General features: G+C 64.7%; 17 protein-coding genes and 1 riboswitch. Of the genes, 6 read left to right on the top strand and 11 right to left on the bottom strand.

The window, feature by feature from the left end:
- Positions 1 to 7 precede the first annotated feature (7 nt).
- Together AC5Y49_RS21500 and AC5Y49_RS21495 are read right to left on the bottom strand one after the other, a co-directional pair.
- The gene (locus AC5Y49_RS21500; RefSeq protein ID WP_499890986.1) at positions 8 to 1,750 is read right to left on the bottom strand and encodes an NRAMP family divalent metal transporter; all 1,743 of its coding nucleotides are present in this window, start codon (positions 1,748 to 1,750) and stop codon (positions 8 to 10) included.
- A gap of 98 nt (positions 1,751 to 1,848) precedes the next feature.
- Entirely contained in the window at positions 1,849 to 2,034 is a 186-nt protein-coding gene (locus AC5Y49_RS21495) for a hypothetical protein (RefSeq protein ID WP_499891171.1), read from the bottom strand.
- Between the two features lie 246 nt (positions 2,035 to 2,280).
- A riboswitch (M-box (ykoK) riboswitch) is annotated at positions 2,281 to 2,454 on the bottom strand.
- Between the two features lie 72 nt (positions 2,455 to 2,526).
- Between AC5Y49_RS21495 and AC5Y49_RS21490 the strand changes: the two genes are divergently transcribed.
- Positions 2,527 to 3,180: an O-methyltransferase gene (locus AC5Y49_RS21490; RefSeq protein ID WP_499890984.1), complete on the top strand. Its 654-nt coding sequence runs from the start codon at positions 2,527 to 2,529 to the stop codon at positions 3,178 to 3,180.
- A gap of 11 nt (positions 3,181 to 3,191) precedes the next feature.
- Here the strand turns inward: AC5Y49_RS21490 and AC5Y49_RS21485 are convergent, their stop codons facing one another.
- The 8 genes from AC5Y49_RS21485 to AC5Y49_RS21450 all read right to left on the bottom strand — a co-directional run bounded on the left by AC5Y49_RS21485 (position 3,192) and on the right by AC5Y49_RS21450 (position 14,757).
- Positions 3,192 to 5,225, bottom strand: a complete 2,034-nt coding sequence (locus AC5Y49_RS21485; protein WP_499891152.1) for an acyltransferase family protein — start codon at positions 5,223 to 5,225, stop codon at positions 3,192 to 3,194.
- 241 nt (positions 5,226 to 5,466) lie between these two features.
- Entirely contained in the window at positions 5,467 to 6,633 is a 1,167-nt protein-coding gene (locus AC5Y49_RS21480) for a CaiB/BaiF CoA transferase family protein (RefSeq protein ID WP_499890982.1), read from the bottom strand.
- Positions 6,626 to 7,546, bottom strand: a complete 921-nt coding sequence (locus tag AC5Y49_RS21475) for an SDR family NAD(P)-dependent oxidoreductase (RefSeq protein ID WP_499890979.1) — start codon at positions 7,544 to 7,546, stop codon at positions 6,626 to 6,628. Before AC5Y49_RS21475 ends, AC5Y49_RS21480 begins: the two co-directional genes overlap by 8 nt.
- Positions 7,547 to 9,379 (bottom strand): flavin-containing monooxygenase, encoded by a 1,833-nt coding sequence (locus tag AC5Y49_RS21470; protein ID WP_499890977.1) that lies wholly within the window; start codon positions 9,377 to 9,379, stop codon positions 7,547 to 7,549.
- Positions 9,376 to 10,731: an aromatic ring-hydroxylating oxygenase subunit alpha gene (locus AC5Y49_RS21465; RefSeq protein ID WP_499890976.1), complete on the bottom strand. Its 1,356-nt coding sequence runs from the start codon at positions 10,729 to 10,731 to the stop codon at positions 9,376 to 9,378. The genes AC5Y49_RS21470 and AC5Y49_RS21465 overlap by 4 nt, the downstream gene beginning before the upstream one ends.
- 25 nt (positions 10,732 to 10,756) lie before the next feature.
- On the bottom strand, positions 10,757 to 11,611 hold the full coding sequence (locus tag AC5Y49_RS21460) for an SDR family NAD(P)-dependent oxidoreductase (protein WP_499890973.1): 855 nt from the start codon (positions 11,609 to 11,611) through the stop codon (positions 10,757 to 10,759).
- Positions 11,612 to 11,620: 9 nt separating this feature from the next.
- Positions 11,621 to 13,054: an aldehyde dehydrogenase family protein gene (locus AC5Y49_RS21455; RefSeq protein WP_499890972.1), complete on the bottom strand. Its 1,434-nt coding sequence runs from the start codon at positions 13,052 to 13,054 to the stop codon at positions 11,621 to 11,623.
- Entirely contained in the window at positions 13,054 to 14,757 is a 1,704-nt protein-coding gene (locus tag AC5Y49_RS21450) for a thiamine pyrophosphate-binding protein (RefSeq protein WP_499890970.1), read from the bottom strand. The genes AC5Y49_RS21455 and AC5Y49_RS21450 overlap by 1 nt, the downstream gene beginning before the upstream one ends.
- Before the next feature lie 275 nt (positions 14,758 to 15,032).
- Between AC5Y49_RS21450 and AC5Y49_RS21445 the strand changes: the two genes are divergently transcribed.
- From AC5Y49_RS21445 to AC5Y49_RS21425, 5 genes are read left to right on the top strand one after another with little or no spacing between them, the layout of a single operon-like run.
- Positions 15,033 to 16,643, top strand: coding sequence for an SMP-30/gluconolactonase/LRE family protein (locus tag AC5Y49_RS21445; RefSeq protein ID WP_499890967.1), 1,611 nt, complete (start codon positions 15,033 to 15,035; stop codon positions 16,641 to 16,643).
- A complete protein-coding gene (locus AC5Y49_RS21440; protein WP_499890965.1) occupies positions 16,636 to 17,376 on the top strand; it encodes a GntR family transcriptional regulator in 741 nt (246 codons plus the stop codon). The genes AC5Y49_RS21445 and AC5Y49_RS21440 overlap by 8 nt, the downstream gene beginning before the upstream one ends.
- A gap of 13 nt (positions 17,377 to 17,389) precedes the next feature.
- Positions 17,390 to 18,970, top strand: a complete 1,581-nt coding sequence (locus AC5Y49_RS21435) for an AMP-binding protein (protein WP_499890962.1) — start codon at positions 17,390 to 17,392, stop codon at positions 18,968 to 18,970.
- A 1-nt stretch (position 18,971) separates the two neighbouring features.
- On the top strand, positions 18,972 to 19,745 hold the full coding sequence (locus AC5Y49_RS21430; RefSeq protein WP_499890958.1) for an SDR family NAD(P)-dependent oxidoreductase: 774 nt from the start codon (positions 18,972 to 18,974) through the stop codon (positions 19,743 to 19,745).
- Positions 19,730 to 21,220 (top strand): AMP-binding protein, encoded by a 1,491-nt coding sequence (locus AC5Y49_RS21425; protein ID WP_499890956.1) that lies wholly within the window; start codon positions 19,730 to 19,732, stop codon positions 21,218 to 21,220. Before AC5Y49_RS21430 ends, AC5Y49_RS21425 begins: the two co-directional genes overlap by 16 nt.
- Here AC5Y49_RS21425 and AC5Y49_RS21420 read toward each other — a convergent pair.
- Positions 21,205 to 21,669, bottom strand: coding sequence for an SRPBCC family protein (locus AC5Y49_RS21420; RefSeq protein WP_499890954.1), 465 nt, complete (start codon positions 21,667 to 21,669; stop codon positions 21,205 to 21,207). The two genes, AC5Y49_RS21425 and AC5Y49_RS21420, sit on opposite strands and share 16 nt — an antisense overlap.
- Between the last annotated feature and the right edge of the window lie 6 nt (positions 21,670 to 21,675).

Here is a 21,675-nt window from a genome sequence, read left to right as displayed (position 1 = left end):
GCGCTGCTCAGCCCATACCCGCCTGGGCGATTTTGACGACAACCAGCGCCACCGCGACCACCAGGTACGCGCGCAGGGTGAACAACCCGGCCCTCCTGGCCGGTGACATGACCGGACGCGCCAGCGTCGTCAATGCCGGTGTGCGCCAGTTCGCGCGGTACTCACGATGGACGGCGTGCCGTTCGGCGCGCGTCAGCGTACCGATGTCGTCGAGCTCCTCGACTTCGCCGGTGCTCAACCCACCGAACGTGGCTGCCACCGATTCCGCGGTGCGCTGATCGGCGGAACGGCGCGCAATAGCGATCACCGTCGCGCCGCCTAAAACCCCGGCTACCGCGCCGATGAGCAAGCCGGCCTTCAGCACAGCAGTGGGCAGGCCCGGGAAAAGAGTCGAGGCCGTCAACGCCAGTGACAGCAACACCAAAGACCACACCGTCGTCCACGCGAAAATGTTCTGCCGCACACTGTTTACCCAGGGGCCAAGCACCGGCCGGTCATTGCACAACAGGACCAGGAAGACGGTCGCCGACGGCAACAAGACACCGGCGAGCGCCTGCACACCCTGGGTGATCAGACCGAGGATATGGTCGGGACTGAACGCGACGGCAGCCGAAACCGCCAGGATGGTGGCATAGCCACCGTAGAACAGCGGTGCTTCGGAGATCTTCCAGTGCAGGGAGTGCCGCTTGCCGAATGCATCGCCGATGGCGTAGGTCGTGGACAACCCGATCGCATTAGCGCCGATCAGCGACGCGTCCAACAACACGATCGCAAACAGCACCCCGACCGTGCCGCCGACGTGGTGTGACAGGCCGGACGCGACCGCGCCCGCGTCGGTGAAATGCCCGAAATGCTTGGTTCCGGCGAACCCGAAGGCGGTGCAAGCCATCAGCGTTACCGCGCCGGCCATCACCACGACAATGCCCAGGATCAGATCCGCGCGGCCGTAATGGATCCAGCGGGGCGTGATGCGTTTGTCGACGACATTGGACTGCTGGAAGAACAGCTGCCACGGCGCCACGGTGGTGCCCACGATCGCGACGATCAGCAGCAACACCGTGGAGTTCATCCCGCCGGGAAACTGCGGCACCAGTCCGCGGGCCGTGACATCCAGCGTCGGATGCACCATCAGCGCCATCGGGATGATCAACACGTTCACGGCGATCAGCACGAACATCAGCCGCTCCCACCGCCGAAACGAGCCGCCGGCCACCACCGCGAACAGCAACACCGCGGCGGCGGGGATCGCCACAGCCTTCGGACAGCCCAGAAACCCGAGAGCCAATGCGACACCGATGAATTCGGTGACGATCGTCAGCGCGTTGAGCAACAACAAGTCACCGACGCTGAACGCACCCCAAAACTTCCCAAACCGTTCGAAAATCAGCCGGGCATGCCCGACTCCGGTGACCGCACCAAGCCGCAGCACCATCTCCTGGTTCACGTAGAGCACTGGGATCAGCAGTACGAGAGTCCACAATAGGCCCATCCCGTAGTTCTGCCCGGCCTGCGCGTACGTCGCGACACCGCCGGCATCGTTGTCGCCGACCATCACGATTAACCCGGGCCCGCTGATGACCATCAGCGTTCGCAGCCGCTGCCAGCGGCTGTGCCGAATTCCATTGTCGTGGCGGCCGATACGCCCGAACGCGCCGACGATGTCGCCGACATGCGCGGAGTCCAGCGCAGCGGTCTCAACGGCCACCGCGGCGCCGGTGTCGCGGCGTACCTCAGTGGAGGATGACGTCATCGGCGTCTCCCTTTCTGGCAGAACTGATCAGCTGAGTTGCAGGCCGCGCGCTAACCCGGCGGCTTCAATTGCCGCCGTAGCCAGTGCGATTCGACGTGTCAGCAGGCGTTGCCGTGGGACGGATGCCCACCCAAAGAGGCCGTGATGACGGCCGGGGCCATCCGCGATACATACAGGTTCGCCCGCTCCTGCGGAGTCAGGTTGCGGCGTGCCCGCCACCGAGCGGTCACCCGGCGGCTGGCGTGCAGCATGGGCGAAATACGGTGTGCAACAACAAATGCCATGATCATCTCCTGCCGGCAGCCCGGCCGGACCGCAGGCTGTCCGGCGGCCTGGAGTAGACCCCGCACAGGGGGAGGCTCAGGCTGCAGGAATGCCGCGACCGGGTCGGGACGAAATGGATATCGAATACGGATAAGGACTATCGCTGGGACTCATCTCGCCCTCACCTCCTCACGGCCAGGACACACGCGGGTGTCGCTACAGTGCACGCACAGCGAGGAAAGAACGCCCGACGGAAAACCCGCGGACGCGCATCCCTCTCGTCGGAGCTTCGGCACTGCACGGCGTATCCGGATCACCATCCGGAAGCCACTTGGGCTCAACCCTTAAGCCGGGAAGAGCTGTCCTGACCCGGGGCGTCTCTCGACGTTCGGGGTCAGTGGCCTATATCCGTGCAGACGCCTCACCTACCGAGATGCTGCCGTTCCATGGTGGCACCAACTCCGGTGCCCGTCAAACGGAGGGCGAAAAAGGTGTCGCCTACGCTCGTGGCCATGGCTACTACCCTGCAGAATTCCGGCGTCGCGGCTGCCCTCGACCGGATGTACACGGCGGCCAGCGATCAGCTGCCCAAGTTGCGCGAACGCCGCGGTGACTTCGGGCAGTCCGCCGGCGCCCAAGAACGCGCGGACGCGATGAGCGAGTTCTACATCCCGGTAACACCGGAGGCAGGTCGGCTGCTGTATGCACTGGTGCGGGCAGCCCGGCCGACCACCATTGTCGAATTCGGGATGTCTTTCGGTATTTCGGCGATTCACCTGGCGGCGGCGGTGCGTGACAACGGTGTCGGCCGAGTCGTCACAACCGAACTCAGTGCCAGCAAGATCGCGACGGCAAAACAGACTTTCGCCGAAACCGGGCTAGATGACCTGATCACCGTCTTGGACGGCGACGCGCTCGAAACGCTGAAGAGCCTTGACGGGCCGGTCGATTTCGTGTTGCTCGACGGATGGAAGGAGCTGTATCTGCCGGTGGTCAAGCTGCTAGAACCCCAGCTGTCACCGGGAAGCCTTCTCGTTGCTGACAATACCGACATGGCCGACACCCAGCCTTACCTGGATTATGTGCGCCACCCGGACAACGGCTACATGAGTGTCAACTTCCTTGCCCGCGAGTCCGGCAGCATGGAGATCAGCGGCCGTACCTAACTGAGTAGCGCCTACCGCAGCGATTCCTCGAGCCACGGGATCAGCCACTCGACGCCCTCGGCGGTCAGGTGCACGCCGTCGCTACGCACCGGGATCCCGTCGACTTTGGCGGTGTAGACGCCTTCGGGGCACAGTTTCTTGTTCAGGTCGAGGATTCCGACACCGGCACGCTGTCCAATAGTGCGGCGCAGCAATGCGTTCCATTGGTCCACCCGCTCGGGCTGATCCTCTGGATGCAGACTACCGTCCCGCTTTTCGCCCTGCCGGCTGTAGGGCAGGTTAGCCACCGTCAGCGGCGCATCGGTGGAGCTGAGAATGCCGATTGCGCGATCCAGCTCACCGGCGATATAGGCGTCGAATGCCGGGTCACCGATATGGGTCCAACGTCCCTCATTCACCCGATCCACTGTTTCCCAGCGTCCGACGACCAGCAAGATGGCATCCGGTTGGTCCTCGGCAATCTGGGCGGCCCATCTGCTCGGCCAGGATTCGCATTCGCTTTTTTGATCCAAGGTCTGTTCGAGATACCGGTAGGGACCGCCGCGCACCATGCTGCAGCCGATGACGGTGTGGTCGACGAAATCGAAGCCCGGGGTCTGGGGGAGGTAGTGCATCAACGTCCAGCCGATCGAGTCGCCGAACACCGATACGGTAAATGGCCGGCGCGGGTCTCGCTGCGCTACTGCCCGCGCGGGCCGAGTGCCGCCCGGCGGTGACGGTGAAACGACCGCGACGGACGAAATACCGGGCGGCAGGCCGCTATCAGAAACTCCGCCCGTTTTGACACCGACCGGAACGACCAGCATTGTCACTGCGGCGGCGGTGGTGGCGGTAGCTCCGGCCAGTGGCAGTAGCGGTACCCGCAGCGGTCGCCAGTTGCGGATCGGTTGTTCGATCAGCCACCAGGATGCGGCCGACAGTGCCACCGTGGCTGCACACCGGACAGCGAACAGCGCAGGCCCCGACCAGCCGGTCCGCTCGCCGTTGAGCACCAGAAAGATCGGCCAGTGCCACAGATAAACGCCGTAGGAGATGGTGCCCAGCCACACCAGGGGACGCCAAGACAACACGGTTGCGACGGGCCCGCGCTGGTCCAATGCCACCGGTGCGACGACCAGGACGGCGGCCACTGCCACCGCCACCAGCAGACCGTTGCGAAACTCATGGGCGTTGCCGGTCGCGTAGTGGACGGCTACGGCCAACGCCGCAAGGCCGATCACCGGCAACAGTCGGGCGGCCCATTTGCCCCAACGGGTCCGGATCAGCGACCAACCGCGGTTCAGCGACGACCAATCGCCCACCAGAAGCGCCGACGCGGCCGCGCCGGTCAACAGCGCCTGCGCCCGGGTGTCGGTGCCGAAGTAGACCCGGTCACGTGACGCATCCGAGGCGAGCAGGACGGCGAGGGCCGCAGATGTCAGTGCGCCGGTCGTGGCGAGCAGGACAACGGCCAGCCGAACGCCGCCCACGGTGGCCAACCTGCCTCGGCGGCGTGCGCGCGCCGCCAATATCACCGCCAGCCCCATCAGCAGCAGCGGCCACACGATGTAGTACTGCTCCTCTACACCGAGCGACCAGGCATGTTGCAAGGGTGAGGGCGGTGCGCCCCGGGTGAAATAGTCGGTCTGCTGCGCAACGAACATCCAGTTCGCCGCCCAGAAGAATGCGGCGACAGCCTCGTCGCGCAGCCCTGTAACCGCGTCGGGCGGAAAGAGATGCCGGGCGACCGCGACGGCCAGCACCATCAATACCAGCGCCGGCAATAGCCGCCGCGCCCGCCGAATCCAAAAGTCGCCCAGGCTGATACGGCCAGTTCGGCCGAGCTCGTCGAGTAGCAGCGAGGTGATCAAAAAACCACTGAGCACGAAAAAGATATCGACGCCCAGGAACCCACCGGCCAATCCGGGAATGCCGCCGTGGTCGGCGAGCACCAATGCGACTGCTATCGCACGCAGGCCGTCCAGCGCCGGAATTCCCGGGCGGCGCTGTTCTCGTCGGCTGCGATCGCTACCGCGCGTACTCGCCAGCCGCGCGGCGCGCCGGATTGGGGCAACCCAGCGAGGCCGCTCAGCACAACGAACCGGCCCAGGGCCTTCCCCGGCCGGTCCCATGCTGGCCTCTTGTGCGCGCCGACTGCCTGCCTCGTCGGTGCCGTCGTTGGCGCTGATACGTCGCTGCCCCTCCCTGCTGGATCAAGGTCAGTTTAGGTGCGACGGCACCGCGTCACGGGAATGACACGCGTGGCCTCAACGTCCAGTTCAGGTCAACGCGAGGAGGTGGTCGAGGCTATTTGGCGTCGGCAGCCAGGCCGAGTTCATCGAGCACGTCGGCGGTGTCGGCACCCAGTTGGGGGGCGGGGCCGGTGACCCGGCCCGGGGTACGCGAAAACCAAGTGGGCACACCGGGAAAACGCACCGGCCCATGCGGCGTTTCCACCGTCTGGAAAAACCCGGCCGTCCTCAGGTGTGGGTTGTCGAACAGGTCGGCGGGGGCACTCAGCGGCGCCGCGGGTATCTCCAGTTCCCGGAACAGCGTCAACCATTCGGCGGTTGTCCGCTCCTTGAGTGTTTCCGCCACCAACGCATAGACGGTGTCGATCTGACGTGCCCGCCGCTCGAGCGTGGCGTATTGGGCGTCGGCCCACGGCGGTCGCACCGCGTTGATGAAGGCCGACCAGTGCTTGTCGTTGTAGATCAGCGCCGCGACATACCCGTCACTGGTGCGGTACGGCCGACGATTGGGCGCCACCGTGCGGGGATAGACCGCCGGGCCGAGCGGAGGATCGAACATCGCGCCGTTGGCATGCTCGACGAGCATGAATGACGCCATCGTCTCGAACATGGCGATCTCGACTTCTTGTCCTTCACCGGTGCGTTCGCGGTGATACAGGGCCATCATCGTGGCGTAGAGCGCCGTCAGCCCGGCAACTTTGTCCGCCATGATGGTTCCCACATAGCTGGCCTCACCGGTCAGTTGTTCTTGAACGGCCGGCAGTCCGCAGGCCGCCTGGATGGTGTCGTCGTAGGCGGGTAAATCCCGGTCCGGGCCGCGCCGGCCATACCCGTAACAGTTGGTGTAGACGATGGCTGGGTTGATCGCAGCCACGTCGTCGTAACCGAACCCGAGGCGGGCAATCGCCTTGGACCGCATCGAGTGAACGAACACGTCAGCGGTCGCGACCAGTGCTTGCAGCGCTGACTTTCCGGGCTGTGACTGCAGGTCGAGCACGACGCTGCGCTTGCCGCGATTCACGTTGACGAACACGCCGCTCATCGACGGTTCGGGCCCGACCGAGATGTAGCGGGTGTTATCCCCTTCCGGCGGCTCAACTTTGATCACGTCGGCACCCATGTCGGCCATGATCTGAGTGCAATACGGTCCCATCACCATCGCGGTCAGATCGACGACCCGCACGCCGGCCAGCGGACCGGTTCGGTTGTTGGCGCTAGGCATGACGCGCTCCTTGTGCCATCGCGAAGCTGTAGCGAATGTGATCGACGTGGCCGTCCGGAACCACCGGAAACGTCACCGGCGCGGCTGCCTCGCCGATCGCGGCCATCTGGTCGCCGACGTCCTCAATCGACCACGACGGTCGGTATACGCCTGGGGTCTCGCTGATGACCGCCTTCGCTACCCGACCCGCGATGGCGATCAGCATTTCCCCGGTGATCGAGCAGGCTTCGTGAGCCAGCCACCCCACCACCGGCGCCACCAGCTCGGGATCCATCGGCGGGTAGGCCGAAATATCCAGGCCTTCGGCCATTCTGGTGACCGCAGACGGGACGATGACGTTGCAGACCACATTGTCCGCGGCTCCTTCGAGCGCGACGACGTTGGATAGGCCGATGATGCCGGCCTTGGCGACGGCGTAATTGGCGACGCCGTGGTTGCCGTACAGCCCGCCGATCGACGACGTCAACACGATGCGTCCGTAGTGCGCGTCGCGCATGAGCGGGAAGGCGGGCCGCACGACATGAAAGGCACCCCGCAAGTGGACATCCAGCACGGCGTCGAAGTCCTGGTAGGTCATCTCCGCGAGCGATGCCCGACGAACGGTGCCCGCGTTGTGGATCAGAATGTCGATGCCACCGTAGCGATCCCGTGCCGCCGCAACGACGGCTTGGCCGCCGGCGGCGGTTGCCACCGATTCGGTGCAGGCCACGGCCTCGCCGCCGGCTGCCCGGATTTCGTCGACCACCGCATCGGCGGGGCCAGGATCGGCGCCGTCGCCGGTCAGGCTGCCGCCGGTGTCGTTGACGACGATCTTGGCGCCCCTGCTCGCGAGCAGCAGGGCGTAGGCGCGGCCCAACCCACGGCCGGCGCCGGTGACGACGGCCACCCGATCGTCGAATCTCAGTTCAGCCATTCACGTTCCCAGCACGAGGCCGTCGAGATCACCCGTGTCGCGCCATTGCGCCAACAAGTCGCCGAAGGCGTAGAAGCCGGGTCCATAAGGCTCGCCGAGGTGTGACCGAATGCCTTCTCCCCCGCCGCCGCCTTCGTTGTTGTAGTAGCCGGGCGTGCATTGGGCGTCGAACGCCGAGTTGTCAATTGCGGTCTCGCGGATCGTCGTACCCCAAATGTCCTGAGCCTCATGGCTCGGCTCCACCGTCGTGGCGCCGCGGGCCAGGGTTTCGGCGACGATGTAGGCGATATGCTCGCCCTGTAGCTCGTAGTTGGCGGCGATGTTGGCGGAGATGCCCACTTGGGTGAAGCCGGTGAAGAACTGATTGGGGAAACCCGCGCTGGTCATCCCGTGCAGTGTCTTGTAGCCGTCATCCCAGTAGTCGAACAGCGACAACCCGTCGCGGCCTTCGATCGCATCGATCGAATAGCGCCGGCTGAGCTCGGTCGTGATCTCGAAGCCGCTGGCGTAGATGATGCAATCGACTTCGTACTCAACGTCATTGACCACCAGCCCGTTCTGGGTGATCCGTTCCACCCCTTTGGACGACGACACGTCGACCAGGGTCACATTGGGCCGGTTGAACGTCGAGAGGTATTCGTCGTTGGAAAGTGGCCGCTTGCAGAGGAACCGGTAGTAGGGCTTGAGCGCCTCGGCGGTCTGCGGGTCTTCGACGATGCTGTCGATGCGGCGCCGCAGCCGCTCCATGACCTTGTAGTCTTCTTCCTCCCGAATCGCCATGAACTGCTCCGGAGTCATCGACGCCGGGTCCTCCAGTGCCAGCACCCGTGTCGCCGTATTGCGACCGAGTTCGGTCCAAAAGTCGCAGACCAGATCGGGCTGTCCCAGTGCCATCCCCTCGAATGTCCAGGAGTGGAAGTTGCGCTGCCGCTCCTTTTGCCAGCCCGGCTGTAGGGACTTCACCCACTCGGGGTCGGTTGGCGCATTGTTGCGCACGTCGACCGACGACGGGGTGCGCTGAAACACGTACAGCTGCTGGGCATGGCGGCCCAGAAACGGCACGATCTGAATCGCCGTGGCGCCGGTGCCGATGACGGCGACACGCTTGTCGGCCAGCTTGTCCAGTCCACCGGCGGCGTCCCCGCCCGTATAGCCGTAGTCCCAGCGCGACGAGTGGAAGCTGTGGCCGTTGAAGTCCTTGATCCCGGGGATACCGGGCAGCTTGGGCCGGTGAAAGGGACCCGAAGCCATCACGACAAACCGCGCGCGGATGTCGTCGGCGCGGTTGGTGCTGATCCGCCAGCGCTTGAGCTCCTCGTCCCAGTGCAGCGCGCGCACCTGGGTGGAGAAGATCGCGGAATCGTAGAGACCGAAGTGTTTGCCGATCCGCCGACAATGCTCGTAGATCTCGGCGCCGTCGGCGAACTTCTTCGAGGGCATGAAGTCGAGCTCTTCGAGCATTGGGATGTAGCAGTAGGATTCGTTGTCGCACTGGATGCCCGGATAGCGGTTCCAGTACCAGACGCCGCCGAAATCGCCGCCCAGCTCGATGATGCGGACGTCGTCGACGCCGGCCTTCTTCAGGTGGGCAGCCGCGAGCAAACCGCCGAAGCCGCCGCCCAATACCGCGACGTCTATGTCTTCACTGATCGGATCGCGGGGCGTGATCGGCGTATACGGATCGGTTTCGTAGTAGCCGGCGAAGTCGTCTTCGAGCTCGATGTATTGCTTGGAACCCTCGGTACGCAGTCGCTTCTCGCGTTCCTGCCGATACTTTTCGCGCAGCGCGGGGATGTCGATGTCATCCGGGGTGTCTGTCGACTCACAGGTCATACGAGCTCCTCTGGTTCGCCGGTGCCCATGTATTTCGACAGCTGGTAGTGCAGATTGACCGTGCTGCGTTCGCGATACGGGTTGGGTTTGGTGCCGGGGAAGCCAAGAGACTTCATGCCTTGCTGGACCGCGGCCATGTTGGAGAAGTCCTGCGGTAGCACACTGAGCCAGTTCGGGTCACCAACCGGGGTGTAGACCCATTCGGTCTGCGGCTCTTGGCGCTTCGGGAACAGTTCGAACACCGCGACTTCGAAGATGCACTTGTTCGGGTCATAGCTCGGGTCGGGGCGGGCGCTGTAGCACAGTGCGCTGGTCAGGCCCTGACCGATCTGGAAGTTCGGGAAGATCTGCCATGCGGTTCCACTCTGTCCCAGAATGTCGGGCGGGATCGTCGGCCAAACCACACCGCGGGCGGCGTCGTCACGGCGCGCCGATGACAACCAGTGTTCGAGGACCTGATCGGCCGGGGTGTCTTCGGGCAACTCGTCGACCAGCCGCATGGCGGCATCCACCAGCGTCTGGGTGGTGGTGGCATTGGTTTCCTGCAGTGTGTAGAGCTGCATTTCGGCGGTCGACACGCGAGGGTCCGCACCGGTGCCGAGCCGGACTTTGGACTTGGTCGCCTCGAGTTCTTCGGGAGCCTCGTAGCCGATGTTGCTGTGCTTGCCCTGCGCCTTGGCCCAGCCTTTGAATTCGCCGAACTTGTTGAACTCCGGATGTGTTGTCGCGACGTGATACGTCTCGTTGAAGGCCTCCATCGCGACCTTCCAGTTGCAGTCGAACTGCAGCCATTTGCGCCACTTGTAGCGCATGTTCTCCAAGCCGAACGGGTCGAGGATTTTCGCGGCCGGATGCAAGTAGTCCATCAGCGACTCGCACTCGGGATCCATGTTGATCCACAGCCAACCGCCCCAGGTGTCGACCCGCACGCTTGCCAGATGGGTGTTCTCGGCGGTCAGCGTGTTCTGCCAGTCGGGTTGCTCGCGGATGTAGGTGCAGGCGCCGTCCAAGCCGTAAGTCCAGCCGTGAAACCCGCAAACGAACGACTTCCGCGCGCGCCCACAGCCGTTCTTCGCGCCCGGTGGAGTGTCGATCAGGCGGCGGCCGCGGTGCATGCAGACGTTGTGGTGGGCTTTGAACTCGCCTGCCCCGGTGCGCACGACGATGATGGAATCGTCGAGGATGTCATAGGTGAGATAACTGCCCACCTCGGCCAACTCCTCGACCCGGCCGACCTGCAGCCACACTTTCCGCCACAGCTTGTCACGCTCGGCCCGCGCGTATTGCTCCGAGATGTACGCGTCCACGCCGATCGTCACGGGCGCGGACAGCTCTTCGCCGTTGGTCGTCACTGCGTCCTCGCTTCTCGAACTCGTATCATGCATCTTCCCAACGCTTTATCGCTGCGCGGAACGATTCGTCCTTGAGGAACAGGGAGGTGTTGTCCGCGTCGAGATGGCTCCATTTGAGGCTCAGGCCGCCGTCGACGAGGAGTGTCTGTCCGGTGATGTAGCTCGACAGATCGGACAGCAGAAACAGGATGGCGCCGGCCTGTTCCTCGGGCCGACCGCGCCGCCCCATCGCAATCGCCCGACGATCGCGGTCTGGATCGTCGTCGACGTAGGTGCGTGAGGCCGCCGTCTCGGTGACGCCCGGCGCGACCGCGTTGACCCGGATGCCGTCCGCCGCCAGTTCGACCGCCATGGTGCGGGTCATCGCCGCCACCGCAGCCTTGGCCGTGCCGTAGGCGATGTGAAACGGTGCAGTGTTCATGCCGCTGATCGAGGCGATCGAGACGATGGAACCGGGCCTGCTGTGTTTCTTCAGCTCCGCGGCCACCGCCTGGCTCATGAAGAACGTGGTTTCGAGGTTGGCGGCAAACAGCTCTCGCCAATCGGTTCGGCTCACCCGGGTCGACGGCATCCACGTCGACGGCGCCGCGCCGCCCGCGACGTTGACAAGTCCATACAGCTCACCCGGGATGGAACCCACCTGGTCGATGACTGTGGCAATGCCGTCGTCGGTCGACGCGTCGGCGGCCACCGGCACGACCGAAAGCCCTTGTCGTGCCAGCGGTGCGATGTGCTGATCGAGGTTCTCTTTCGATCGGCTCACCGCGACCACGGTGGCTCCCACCTCGGCGGCCATGGCGGTCACGGTGGTGCCGATACCGCCACCACCGGCACCGGACACCACGACGATGCGGCCCTCGAGATTCAGGAGGTTACCCATGGCTTGCTTTCAGCCGGCGGTTTCGGGTGCGTAGCCGAGGATCGCCTTGGTCTCCAGGTATTCGTCGAAGCCGAACTCGCCCCATTCGCGTCCGTTGCCGCTGCGCTTGTAGCCGCCGAAACCCGCGTGGAAATCGAACCCGTCGTTGATCACCACCCATCCCGACTTGAGCCGGCGCGCAATTGCCCGAGCCTTCTCGACGTCGTCGGCGGCGACGTAGCCGGCGAGGCCGTATTCGGTGTCGTTGGCGATCTCGACGGCCTGGTCCACGCTGTCGTAACCCAGGATCGACAGCACCGGCCCGAAAATTTCCTCACGGGCAATCGTCATGTCGTTGCCGACCTCGGCGAAAACCGTTGGCTTGACGTAGTAGCCCGTTTCCAGTCCGTCGGGGCGTCCCGTGCCGCCGGTGACCAGGGTGGCGCCCTCGTCGATACCCTTCTGGATCAGCGCCTGGATTTTCTCGTACTGGGCCCCGGAAACCACAGGGCCCAACGCGGCATCTGCAGCGGGGTCGCCGACGGTGAGCTTCGAGGTGGCCTCCCTGGCGATGTCGATGGCTTCGGCCATCCGGGTGTTGGGCACCAGCATGCGCGACGGCGCGCTGCAGGTTTGCCCGGAGTTACTCATCATGCTGGTGACGCCGGCGCTGACGTGCTCGGCGAAGGCCGCGTCATCGAGAACGATGTTGGGTCCCTTCCCACCCAGCTCCTGGGTGACGCGCTTGACGGTGGGCGCAGCGTTGCGGGCGATTTCGATGCCGGCCCGCGTCGAGCCGGTAAACGACACCATGTCCACATCGGGATGACCGGCGAGTGCTACGCCCACGCCCGGGCCGTCGCCCTGCACCAGATTGAACACGCCGGCCGGAACGCCTGCGGCATGCAGGATCTCGGCGAAGATCTGGGCCGAGAACGGTGCCATCTCCGAGGGCTTGAGCACTGCCGTGCAGCCGGTCGCCAGCGCTGGGAAGACTTTGACGGCAACCTGGTTCATCGGCCAGTTCCACGGCGTGATCAGGCCGCAAACGCCGATCGGCTCCTTGACGATCAGCGTCGCACCGCGCTGCTCTTCGAAGGTGTACGACGTCAGCACGTCGATGGAGGTGTTCAGGTGCCCGAGTCCTAACCCGACCTGAGGACCGGCAGCGAGTGTGGCCGGCGCGCCCATCTCTTCGGTGATCGCCGAGGCGAGATCGTCAGCGCGCTGCTGGTATTCGGTGAGAATCCGAACCAGAACGTCGAGCCTTTCCTCTTTACTGGTTACCGACCAACTGGTGAAAGCCCGCCGGGCCGCCGCGACCGCCCGGTCGACATCAGCGCTGGAGCCAAGCGCTACCCGCCCGCAAACCTGTTCGGTCGCTGGGTTTTCGACGTCGACGATGTTCGGCTCGGCCGGCTCGACCCACTGGCCGTCGATGTAGAGCTTGAGGTATTCACGCATCACTGGGTTCCTTCGGCGTACCAGGTCCGGAATTCGTCGTAGCTGGGCATCTCCTCGGAATTGACCTTGGGGTCGATCGGCACGTGGATGACACCGGCTTTGCCGCTGGCGTAAGCCCGTTCGATCGCCGGCCCGATGTCCTCGGCGCGTTCGACGTATTCACCGTGGCAGCCGAAGCCCTCGGCGATCCTGTCGAATCGCACATCCTTGCTCCAGTGCACGCCGGTTTCGAGCGATCCCTGGCCGAAGGTGCGCTTGTACACGCCCACCTCCAGTCCCCACTGGTGGTCCACGCCCACCACGCAGACCAGTGGCAGACCCAGGCGCGCAGCGGTTTCCAGTTCCGAGATATGGAACATGAAAGACGAGTCGCTGGTGAGCAGCATGACCGGCCGCTTCTTTCCGTCGGCAACCGACGCCCCGACGGCATACGGCAGGCCGGTTCCGATGTGGCCGAAGTTCTGGTTCCAGATGACGTCGTGCGGCTTGGCCTGCGAATAGGTCCACTGAAAAATGACCGTGGCGCCGCCGTCACGGACCAGGATCCCGTCCTGAGGGAAGACCTTTGTCGCTTCGACCACGAAACGTGCGGTGTGCAACGGTGTTCCAGACGGGGCGGATTTCCCAAGCTCTGCGATGCGTGCGGCATCCCGCGCCACCCAGTCGTCGAGTTCGGCTGAGGCGCTGCGTGGTGAATCCTTGAGGGCCTCGACAAGCTGCGGAACGATTGCCCGCAAGTCTCCGACCAGCGGGACGTCGATCCGCCGGTTCACGCCGATGGCTTTGGGATCGAGTTCGACGCCGATCCACTTCCGGCTGCCGTCGTTGGCGGCCCAATGCCGGCCCTTGCCGTAGTGCACCGGCTCGCCGAGCTCGGTTCCGATGGCGATGCACAGATCGGATTGCACCACCGCCTCGACAGCCGACGGCGAGAACCCGTAGGGGAAGGTGCGATCTTCGATGCCCTTGATGAACGCGGTTCCGCCAGACGTCTGGATCACTGGGCAATTCACGAGTTTGGCGAGCGCCTCCACCGCTTCTCCGGCCCGGGCACATTGCACGGCGTGGCCGACCAACAGAATCGGCTGATCGGCCTTTCTGATCAGCTCCACCGCCTTGTCGACCATCTGCGCGCTGGCGCCCTGGTTGACCAGCCGGTAGGCGTCCGGCGGCAACGGCGCCGGCACGTCGAGTTCTTCGAGGATGACGTGCGCCGGGTATTCGATGTAGGCCGGGCCGGGTGTGCCCGTCTGTGCGCTGCGCAGCGCTTCGCGGACAATCTCGTCGGTCTGGTCGGCGTATTCGATGCTGGCCGCGTACTTCACCGACGGCGCCAGCAGCGGGATCTGAGAGACGAACTGGATGCGGCCGCGTCGCACCCGCTGCTCGGTGATGCGGGCCCGCTGCCCGCCTAAGAAGATGACCGGCGAATTCTCGACTTTTGCGCACATCATTGATCCGGCCAGGTTGGCCAGGCCCGGCCCCAGGGTGCCGATGCACAGGCCGGGCTTTCCGGTCATCCGCGACACCGCGTCGGCCATGAACCCGGCACATTCCTCGTGATGGGGCGCCACGACATCCCAGCCGCGCTCTTCCGCGGCATGAAACAGGTGAACGAAATTCGGGTCCGGGATGCCGAAGAGCGTGGTGATGCCCTCTGCCTCGAAAAGGTCGAGGATCCGCTCGTACACCTTCACGGCCATGGTCAGCTCGCTCCGGTTCGCCAGATTTTGACCGCCAATTGTCTGGACAAGATGCTTTCTCCCGCTACCCATTGAGAATCTGATTCTAAGTTACGCAGAACATGATTCATCAGTCGTGCTGCGTGGTCAAGGATGCGGTTTTGCGCTCGGTGGATGGCGGTCGAAGCTGCCTTGGCCGGACATCAACAGCATTAATGCGCGGCAAGCGAGCCTCTTGTATGGACCAATTGTGGTTGCTAGCCTTCCAGCCACCGACTACCAGGAGAACATCGCCGATGACGTTGCAAGACGGCCGCTATCCGGTCGGTACTGTGCCCGGCCTCGCCGAAGGCTGGACGCTGGACCGGCTCACGCCGCCGAGTCGACTGTTCGGCGCCAACGGCCTGCGCACCGGCCCCGACGGCCGGGTCTACATCGCGCAAGTGACCGGCAGCCAAATCAGCGCCCTTGACATTGGGTCCGGGCAACTGAGCACCGTCAGTGCCAAAGGCGGAGACATCATTGCTCCCGACGATGTGGCCTTCGATCCGGGCGGCAATCTCTACGCCACCGAGGTCATGGACGGCCGGGTCAGTGCGCGCAGCGCCGACGGGCGCACCCGAGTGTTGCGGGACGATATCCCCTCGGCCAACGGCATCACATTCCATCAGGGCCGGCTGTTCATTGGCGAATGCCGCGAGGGGGGACGGCTGCTCGAACTCGACCTCAACGGCGGTGCACCGCGAGTGCTGCTGGAGAATGTGCCGTCGCCCAATGCCATGGAGGTCGGCCCGGACGGCTTGCTGTATTTCCCGGTGATGGGCGCCAATGAGATCTGGCGGATCGACCCCGAGGGCGGCGAGCCGCAGCGAGTCGCCGCGGGTCTCGGCGTCCCGGATGCGGTGAAGTTCGACGGCCAGGGCCAGCTCGTCTCCACTCAGGTGCACAGCGGCCAGGTGCTGCGGATCGATCCGCGCACCGGCGGTTCCACGGTGCTGGCCACGCTCAACCCGGGCCTGGACAACCTGACGTTTGTGGGCGACCGGCTGTTCGTTTCGAATTTCACCGGCGAGATCACTGAAGTCCTCGACGGTGGCCGGACGCAGACCGTGTTGCCCGGCGGATTGAATTGGCCATTGGATCTGACCGTCGGCGCTGACGGCGAGCTCTACATCGCCGACGGCACGTATTTCTATACGTTGGGCCGTGCCGGCGATTTGCGGACCGTGGGCATGTTGTTCACCCCCGGCTACCCGGGGTTCCTGCGCGGTGTGACGGCAACGGGCCCGGGCGAGTTTGTCGTCACCACCTCGGGTGGACAGGTTGCGCGGTATCGGCCGGGCGACAGCGAAACCGCAGTGCTGGCCGACGGATTCGATCAGCTCTACGGCGTGGTGGTCGGCCCCGGTGACGACGTCGTCGTGGTCGCCGAACTCGGAACGGGGCGGGTGTTGTCGATCCGCGGCGACCAGATTGCGGTGATCGGCTCCGATTTGCGCGAGCCGGTCGGTGTGGCGATCGCACCCGACGGCGGTTACCTCGTCTCGGAAGCGGGTGCCGGGCGAGTGGTCAAGCTCGACGGATCCCGCGCCGAAACCATGCTGGACGGTCTACAGCGGCCCCAGGGCATCCTGGTGCACGACCGGCAGCTGTATGTCGTCGACGCCGGCGCCAAGGCGCTGATCGCGTTCGATCTTCAGGACCGCAGCCGTCGCACGATCGCCGCTGACTTGCCGGTCGGCCCGCCCGCGGGCGTGGTGCCCAAACCGCTGCGGGGCATGCCACCGTTCTCCGGCCCTCAAGGCCCGTTCGCCGGTATCGCCGCCGGATCAGACGGCACGCTCTATCTGTCAGCCGATGGCGACGGCAGCGTGCTCGCCCTGCGCCAAGTGGACCACCATGCCTGACACTCAACCAACCGACCATCGTTATCTGCAGGTCGCACGGACCCTGCGCAAAGAGATCGTCGACGGGGTCTATCCGGTTGGATCGCAGCTTCCCACCGAACACCAACTGTGCGAACGGTTCTCGGTCAGCCGGTACACCATCCGTGAAGCGTTGAGACGCCTGCGAGACGACAACCTCGTCGCCTCCCGGCCGCGAGCCGGCACGCTCGTCGTTCCCCGGCCGTCCTCCGACTCCTACATGCAAGACGTGGTGTCGATCAATGACCTGCTGGCGTTTGCCACTGGAGCGCAATTCGCCATCGATTCCACCAAGATGATGGTGATCAACGGCGAGCTGGCAACCCGGACCGGCCTGATCAGCGGAGAAGAATGGCTGGCCGTGTACGGCTTCCGTCAGGTGGAGGGTGCCGAGTTCCCGGTCTGCCGGACCGAGTACTACATCAACCGGGCGTTCGCCGCCGTGGGCAGACTCTTGCAACGCCATACCGGTCCGATCTTCCCGCTGATCGAAGATCTCTTCGGGCTGAGCATCGTCGAGGTACGCCAAGAGATCGCCGCCGTGCTCATCTCACCGGCATTGGCCGGCGAGCTCAATGTCGCCGCCGGAACACCGGGGCTCGAAGTGCACCGCACCTACACCACGTCGGACGGCGACGTCGCGCAGGTCACCATCAATACCCACCCGGCAGCGCGCTTTCGCCACTCGATGACGATGCGACGTGTCCGGGGCTAAGGTGATCGCAAACATGATCGCTGGTCGAACAATCCGCCGGGACGACGCGCGCGCGACGGACATGTATGCCCGCGGGTGGTGGGTCGCGGACACGCTGGCTGATTCGCTGGCCGAGGCCGCGCAGCGCACACCGCAACGAATCGTGGTGGTCGACGGGCAAACTCGGCTGGACTGCCGGACGCTCTACGCCCAATCGACGGCGCTCGCGCAGGCCATGGTGGAGCGGATGCCGGTCGGCAGCGTGGTGTCGTTCATGCTGCCCAACTGGCACGAGGCCACGGTCATCTACCTGGCCGCGACGATCGCCGGAATGGTGGTGAACCCCATTCTGCCGTCCCTGCGGGATCGTGAGCTGACCTTCATCCTCGAAGACTGCGGCAGTCGAATGGTCTTCGTGCCCAGTGGGTCCGAGCGCCACGACTATCTGTCGATGCTGGATCGGGTGACGGCCCAGTTGGATTCTCCCCCACAGGTGGTCGCGGTACATGAGCGTGGCGACGGTGCTCACACCTCGTTCGAGTCGTTGCTGCACCATCAGACGCCACCTGCCGCGCTGCCGGCGCTGAACCCGGATGCCGTACGCATGGTCCTGTACACCTCCGGAACGGCAGGTCGTCCGAAAGGCGTTCTGCACAGTCATAACTCGATGCACGCGTTGATTTGCCAGATCCGTGACTACTGGCAAGTACGTCCTGGTGACACGTTTTTGGTGCCGTCACCGATCGCGCACATCGGCGGCTCGATCTACGCCTTCGAATGCCCGCTGATACTGGGTACCACAGCGGTGCTGATGGACCGCTGGGACGCCGACGCCGCCGTGCAGCTGATGCAGGCCGAGCGCTGTTCCCACATTGCCGGCGCGACACCGTTTTTGGAGCAGATACTTGCGGCCGCGCGGCGTGCCGATACCCGGCTGCCGGATTTGAGGCTGTTCGTTTGCGGTGGCGCATCGGTGCCACCGCCACTGATCGAGAGCGCCGCAGCCTATTTCGAGCAGGCCGTCGTCACCCGGGTATACGGCTCAACCGAGGTCCCCGTGACCACGGTCGGCTCGCCACTCGACGCCCAGCAGGCCGCGGTTACCGACGGCCACGCCGGCTTCGCCGAGATCACGCTCCGCGACGGCGAAATCCGCGCACGCGGGCCGCAAATGCTGATCGGATATCTGCATGCCGAAGACGAGGCCGAGGCTTTCGATGCCGACGGCTACTTCCGCACTGGCGACCTCGCGCACTGGGTCGATGATGACTACCTGGTGGTGACTGGTCGCGCCAAGGACATCATCATCCGCAACGGCGAAAACATCGCCCCTAAGGAGATCGAGGACATCCTGATCACCCATCCCGGCATCGCCGAGGTCGCCGTCGTAGGTTTACCCGACGACCGCACCGGCGAGTGCGCCTGCGCCGTCATCGTGCCCTCCGATCCACCCGCGCCCGACGTCACCGCACTCCGCGACTTTCTGCAGGAGCGGGGGCTGGCGACGTTCAAAGCGCCTGAGCAGGTGGTCAGCTGGGCGCAGTTACCCCGAAACGACGCGGGCAAGGTGTTGAAGCATCAGATCAAGGCGGCACTGATGAGTACGGAGCAGTGACATGCGGGTTGCGATCGTAACCGGAGCCACCGGCGGCATCGGATTTGGCTGCGCGACCAAATTCGCCGAGATGGGCATGGCCGTGCTGGCGACGGGGCGAAACGCCGACAAGCTCGCCGAATTGGCTACCACCGTCGGAAATTCGGACCAGATCGCCACCGTTGCCGTCGACTTGACCGAGGACGCCGCGCCGCGCCGCATCGTGGATACCGCTGTCGACCGCTGGGGGCACATTGACTTTCTGGTCAACAATGCCGGGGTGGGCAGCCCCACGCCGCTGCACGAAACCGACGACGCGACATTGGACTACTTCCTGGGCGTGATGCTGCGTGCGCCGTTCCGATTGGCCCGGGATGTCCTGCCGCATATGCAGCCCGGCTCGGCCATCATCAACATCACCTCGACGTTCGCGGTCGTAGGCGGGCTTCGCGGCGGGCCCTACTCGGCGGCGAAAGGTGGTCTGACCGCGCTGACCACCCACATCGCCTGCCAGTACGGGTCGCAAGGAATTCGTTGCAACGCGGTGGCGCCCGGGGTGATCCAGACGCCGATGACCGAACAGCGGCTACAGGACGAGCGATTCCGCCGTATGAACCTCGAGATGACGCCGCATCAGCGGCTGGGCACGGTTGACGACGTTGCCAGTGCTGTCGCGTTCTTGTGCTCTCCGGGCGGCAGTTTCATCAACGGCCAGACGATCGTGGTCGATGGCGGCTGGTCCTCCACCAAATACCTGTCGGAGGTCGCACTGACCTCGCAATGGACGGCTCGGTGAATCTGTTCGCGTTGCTGGACCAAGCCGCGCGGCGCTTTCCGGATCGCGGGGCGGTCTATCACGGCGAGCGGTGCTTCTGCAGCTGGCGAGAACTGCGGCAACGCGTGTTGCAGTTGGCAGGTTCGCTGCAGGCACACTGCCCGTCCGGCAGCAGAATTGCGATTGTCAGTGAAAACCGTCCGGAGATCGTCGAACTGTTATTCGCGATTTGGGCCGCCGAGTGCATCGCTGTCCCCATCAACTACAAGCTGCACCCGCGGGAGATGATGCAGATTCTCGACGACGGCGGCATCTGCCAGGTTTTCGCCTCGGCGACCGTGGCAGCCCAGCTTGCCCCGAGCGGCGATGTTCCAATCGAAACGATTGGTGGCCAAGGTTATTCGGATCGTATAGCTGCTTCAGCCGCGACGCCGCCGAACACAGATCCATCGGCATTGGCCTGGCTGTTCTATACCAGCGGCACCACCGGCCGGGCAAAGGGCGCCATGCTCACCCATCGCAGCCTGACCGCGATGACTCTGGCCCACCTCGCCGACATCGACAGCCCCGACGAGAACTGCAGCTTGGTGCATGCAGCGCCGATGTCACACGGCTCCGGGCTTTACATCCCGGCCTACGTCCTGCGCGGGGCCCGCCAAGTAGTGCCGGCAAGCGGCGGCTTCGACCCCGACGAGTTCCTGGATCTAGGTGACCACCATCCGGGTTGCAGCGCGTTTCTCGCCCCGACCATGGTGCAGCGCCTGACGGACACCGGCCGCGCGCGTCCGAGTCAGCTGCGAACGATCATCTATGGCGGTGGTCCGATGTACGTGGACGGCATCAAGAAGGCGATCGCGGCGTTCGGGCCGATCTTCACGCAGATCTACGGCCAGGGCGAATCCCCGATGACCATCACCGGCCTACGCCGCACTGACTACGCAATGGTCGACGACGCGGTATTGGGTTCGGTCGGATATCCGCGGTCGGGCGTGGAGGTCGCAGTGCTGCGCGACGACGGTACACCCGCGGATACCGGAGAAATCGGTGAGATCGTTTGCCGCGGCGACGTCGTCATGTCCGGTTACTGGAACGACGCGGCAGCCACTCACGACACGTTGCAGAGCGGCTGGCTGCATACCGGTGACCTGGGTTCGTTCGATGAGCGAGGCTGCCTCACGCTGCGTGACCGCTCGAAGGATGTCGTGATCAGTGGCGGCAGCAACATCTATCCGCGCGAGGTGGAGGAGGCGCTTTTGGAGCACCCCGCGGTGTCGGAGGCCTGCGTCGTCGGCGCACCGGACCCGGAGTGGGGTGAGATCGTGGTCGCATTCGTCGTCGGCTCGGCAGACGCCGACGAACTCGATGCACATCTGTTGCAGCGCATCGCGCGCTTCAAACGCCCGAAGCGGTATGTGGTTGTAGAACAGTTGCCGAAGAACAGCTACGGCAAGGTGCTGAAGCGCGAGCTGCGGCTGGCGCTTCAGGCGACTGGCTGAAAGTGGTCGCGGATGCCCGCCAGCATCGCGATGTGCGCATTGACTGCTTCCCACGTGGTGATCGCGGCCAGCGGACGGGGCGCCGCGATCTGGATGCGTTCGATGACGCGAGTGCCGGTAGCCGTCGACTCAAAGGACACCCGGCCGCCCAGGCGAACCCGCGGGAACTGCCGCGCTTCGGTGATCACATCGCCCCGGCGGGGGACCTGGAGCCGTGCCCAGTAACTGACACGTAGATTCAACCGCCCCAGCGGGATTCGATCGGTCACCCGGTAAACCTGTTCGTAGCCGTCGTCGGTTTCGCGATGCAGTGTCGTGCGTACCGCAACGACCAGCGGGTGCACTGTTCTGATGTTGTTCAGATCCACATAGAAGTCGCGAACTTGCTCCGGCGTCGCCGGCACATCTTCGGTCAGCGTCCGCTCGACCTGAGTGATCCACCAGCTCACAATGGG

The organism is Mycobacterium sp. NGS62 (assembly GCF_059812285.1).
Note: the sequence above shows the minus strand (reverse complement) of the source record. Positions and strands in the feature narration are given on the sequence as shown.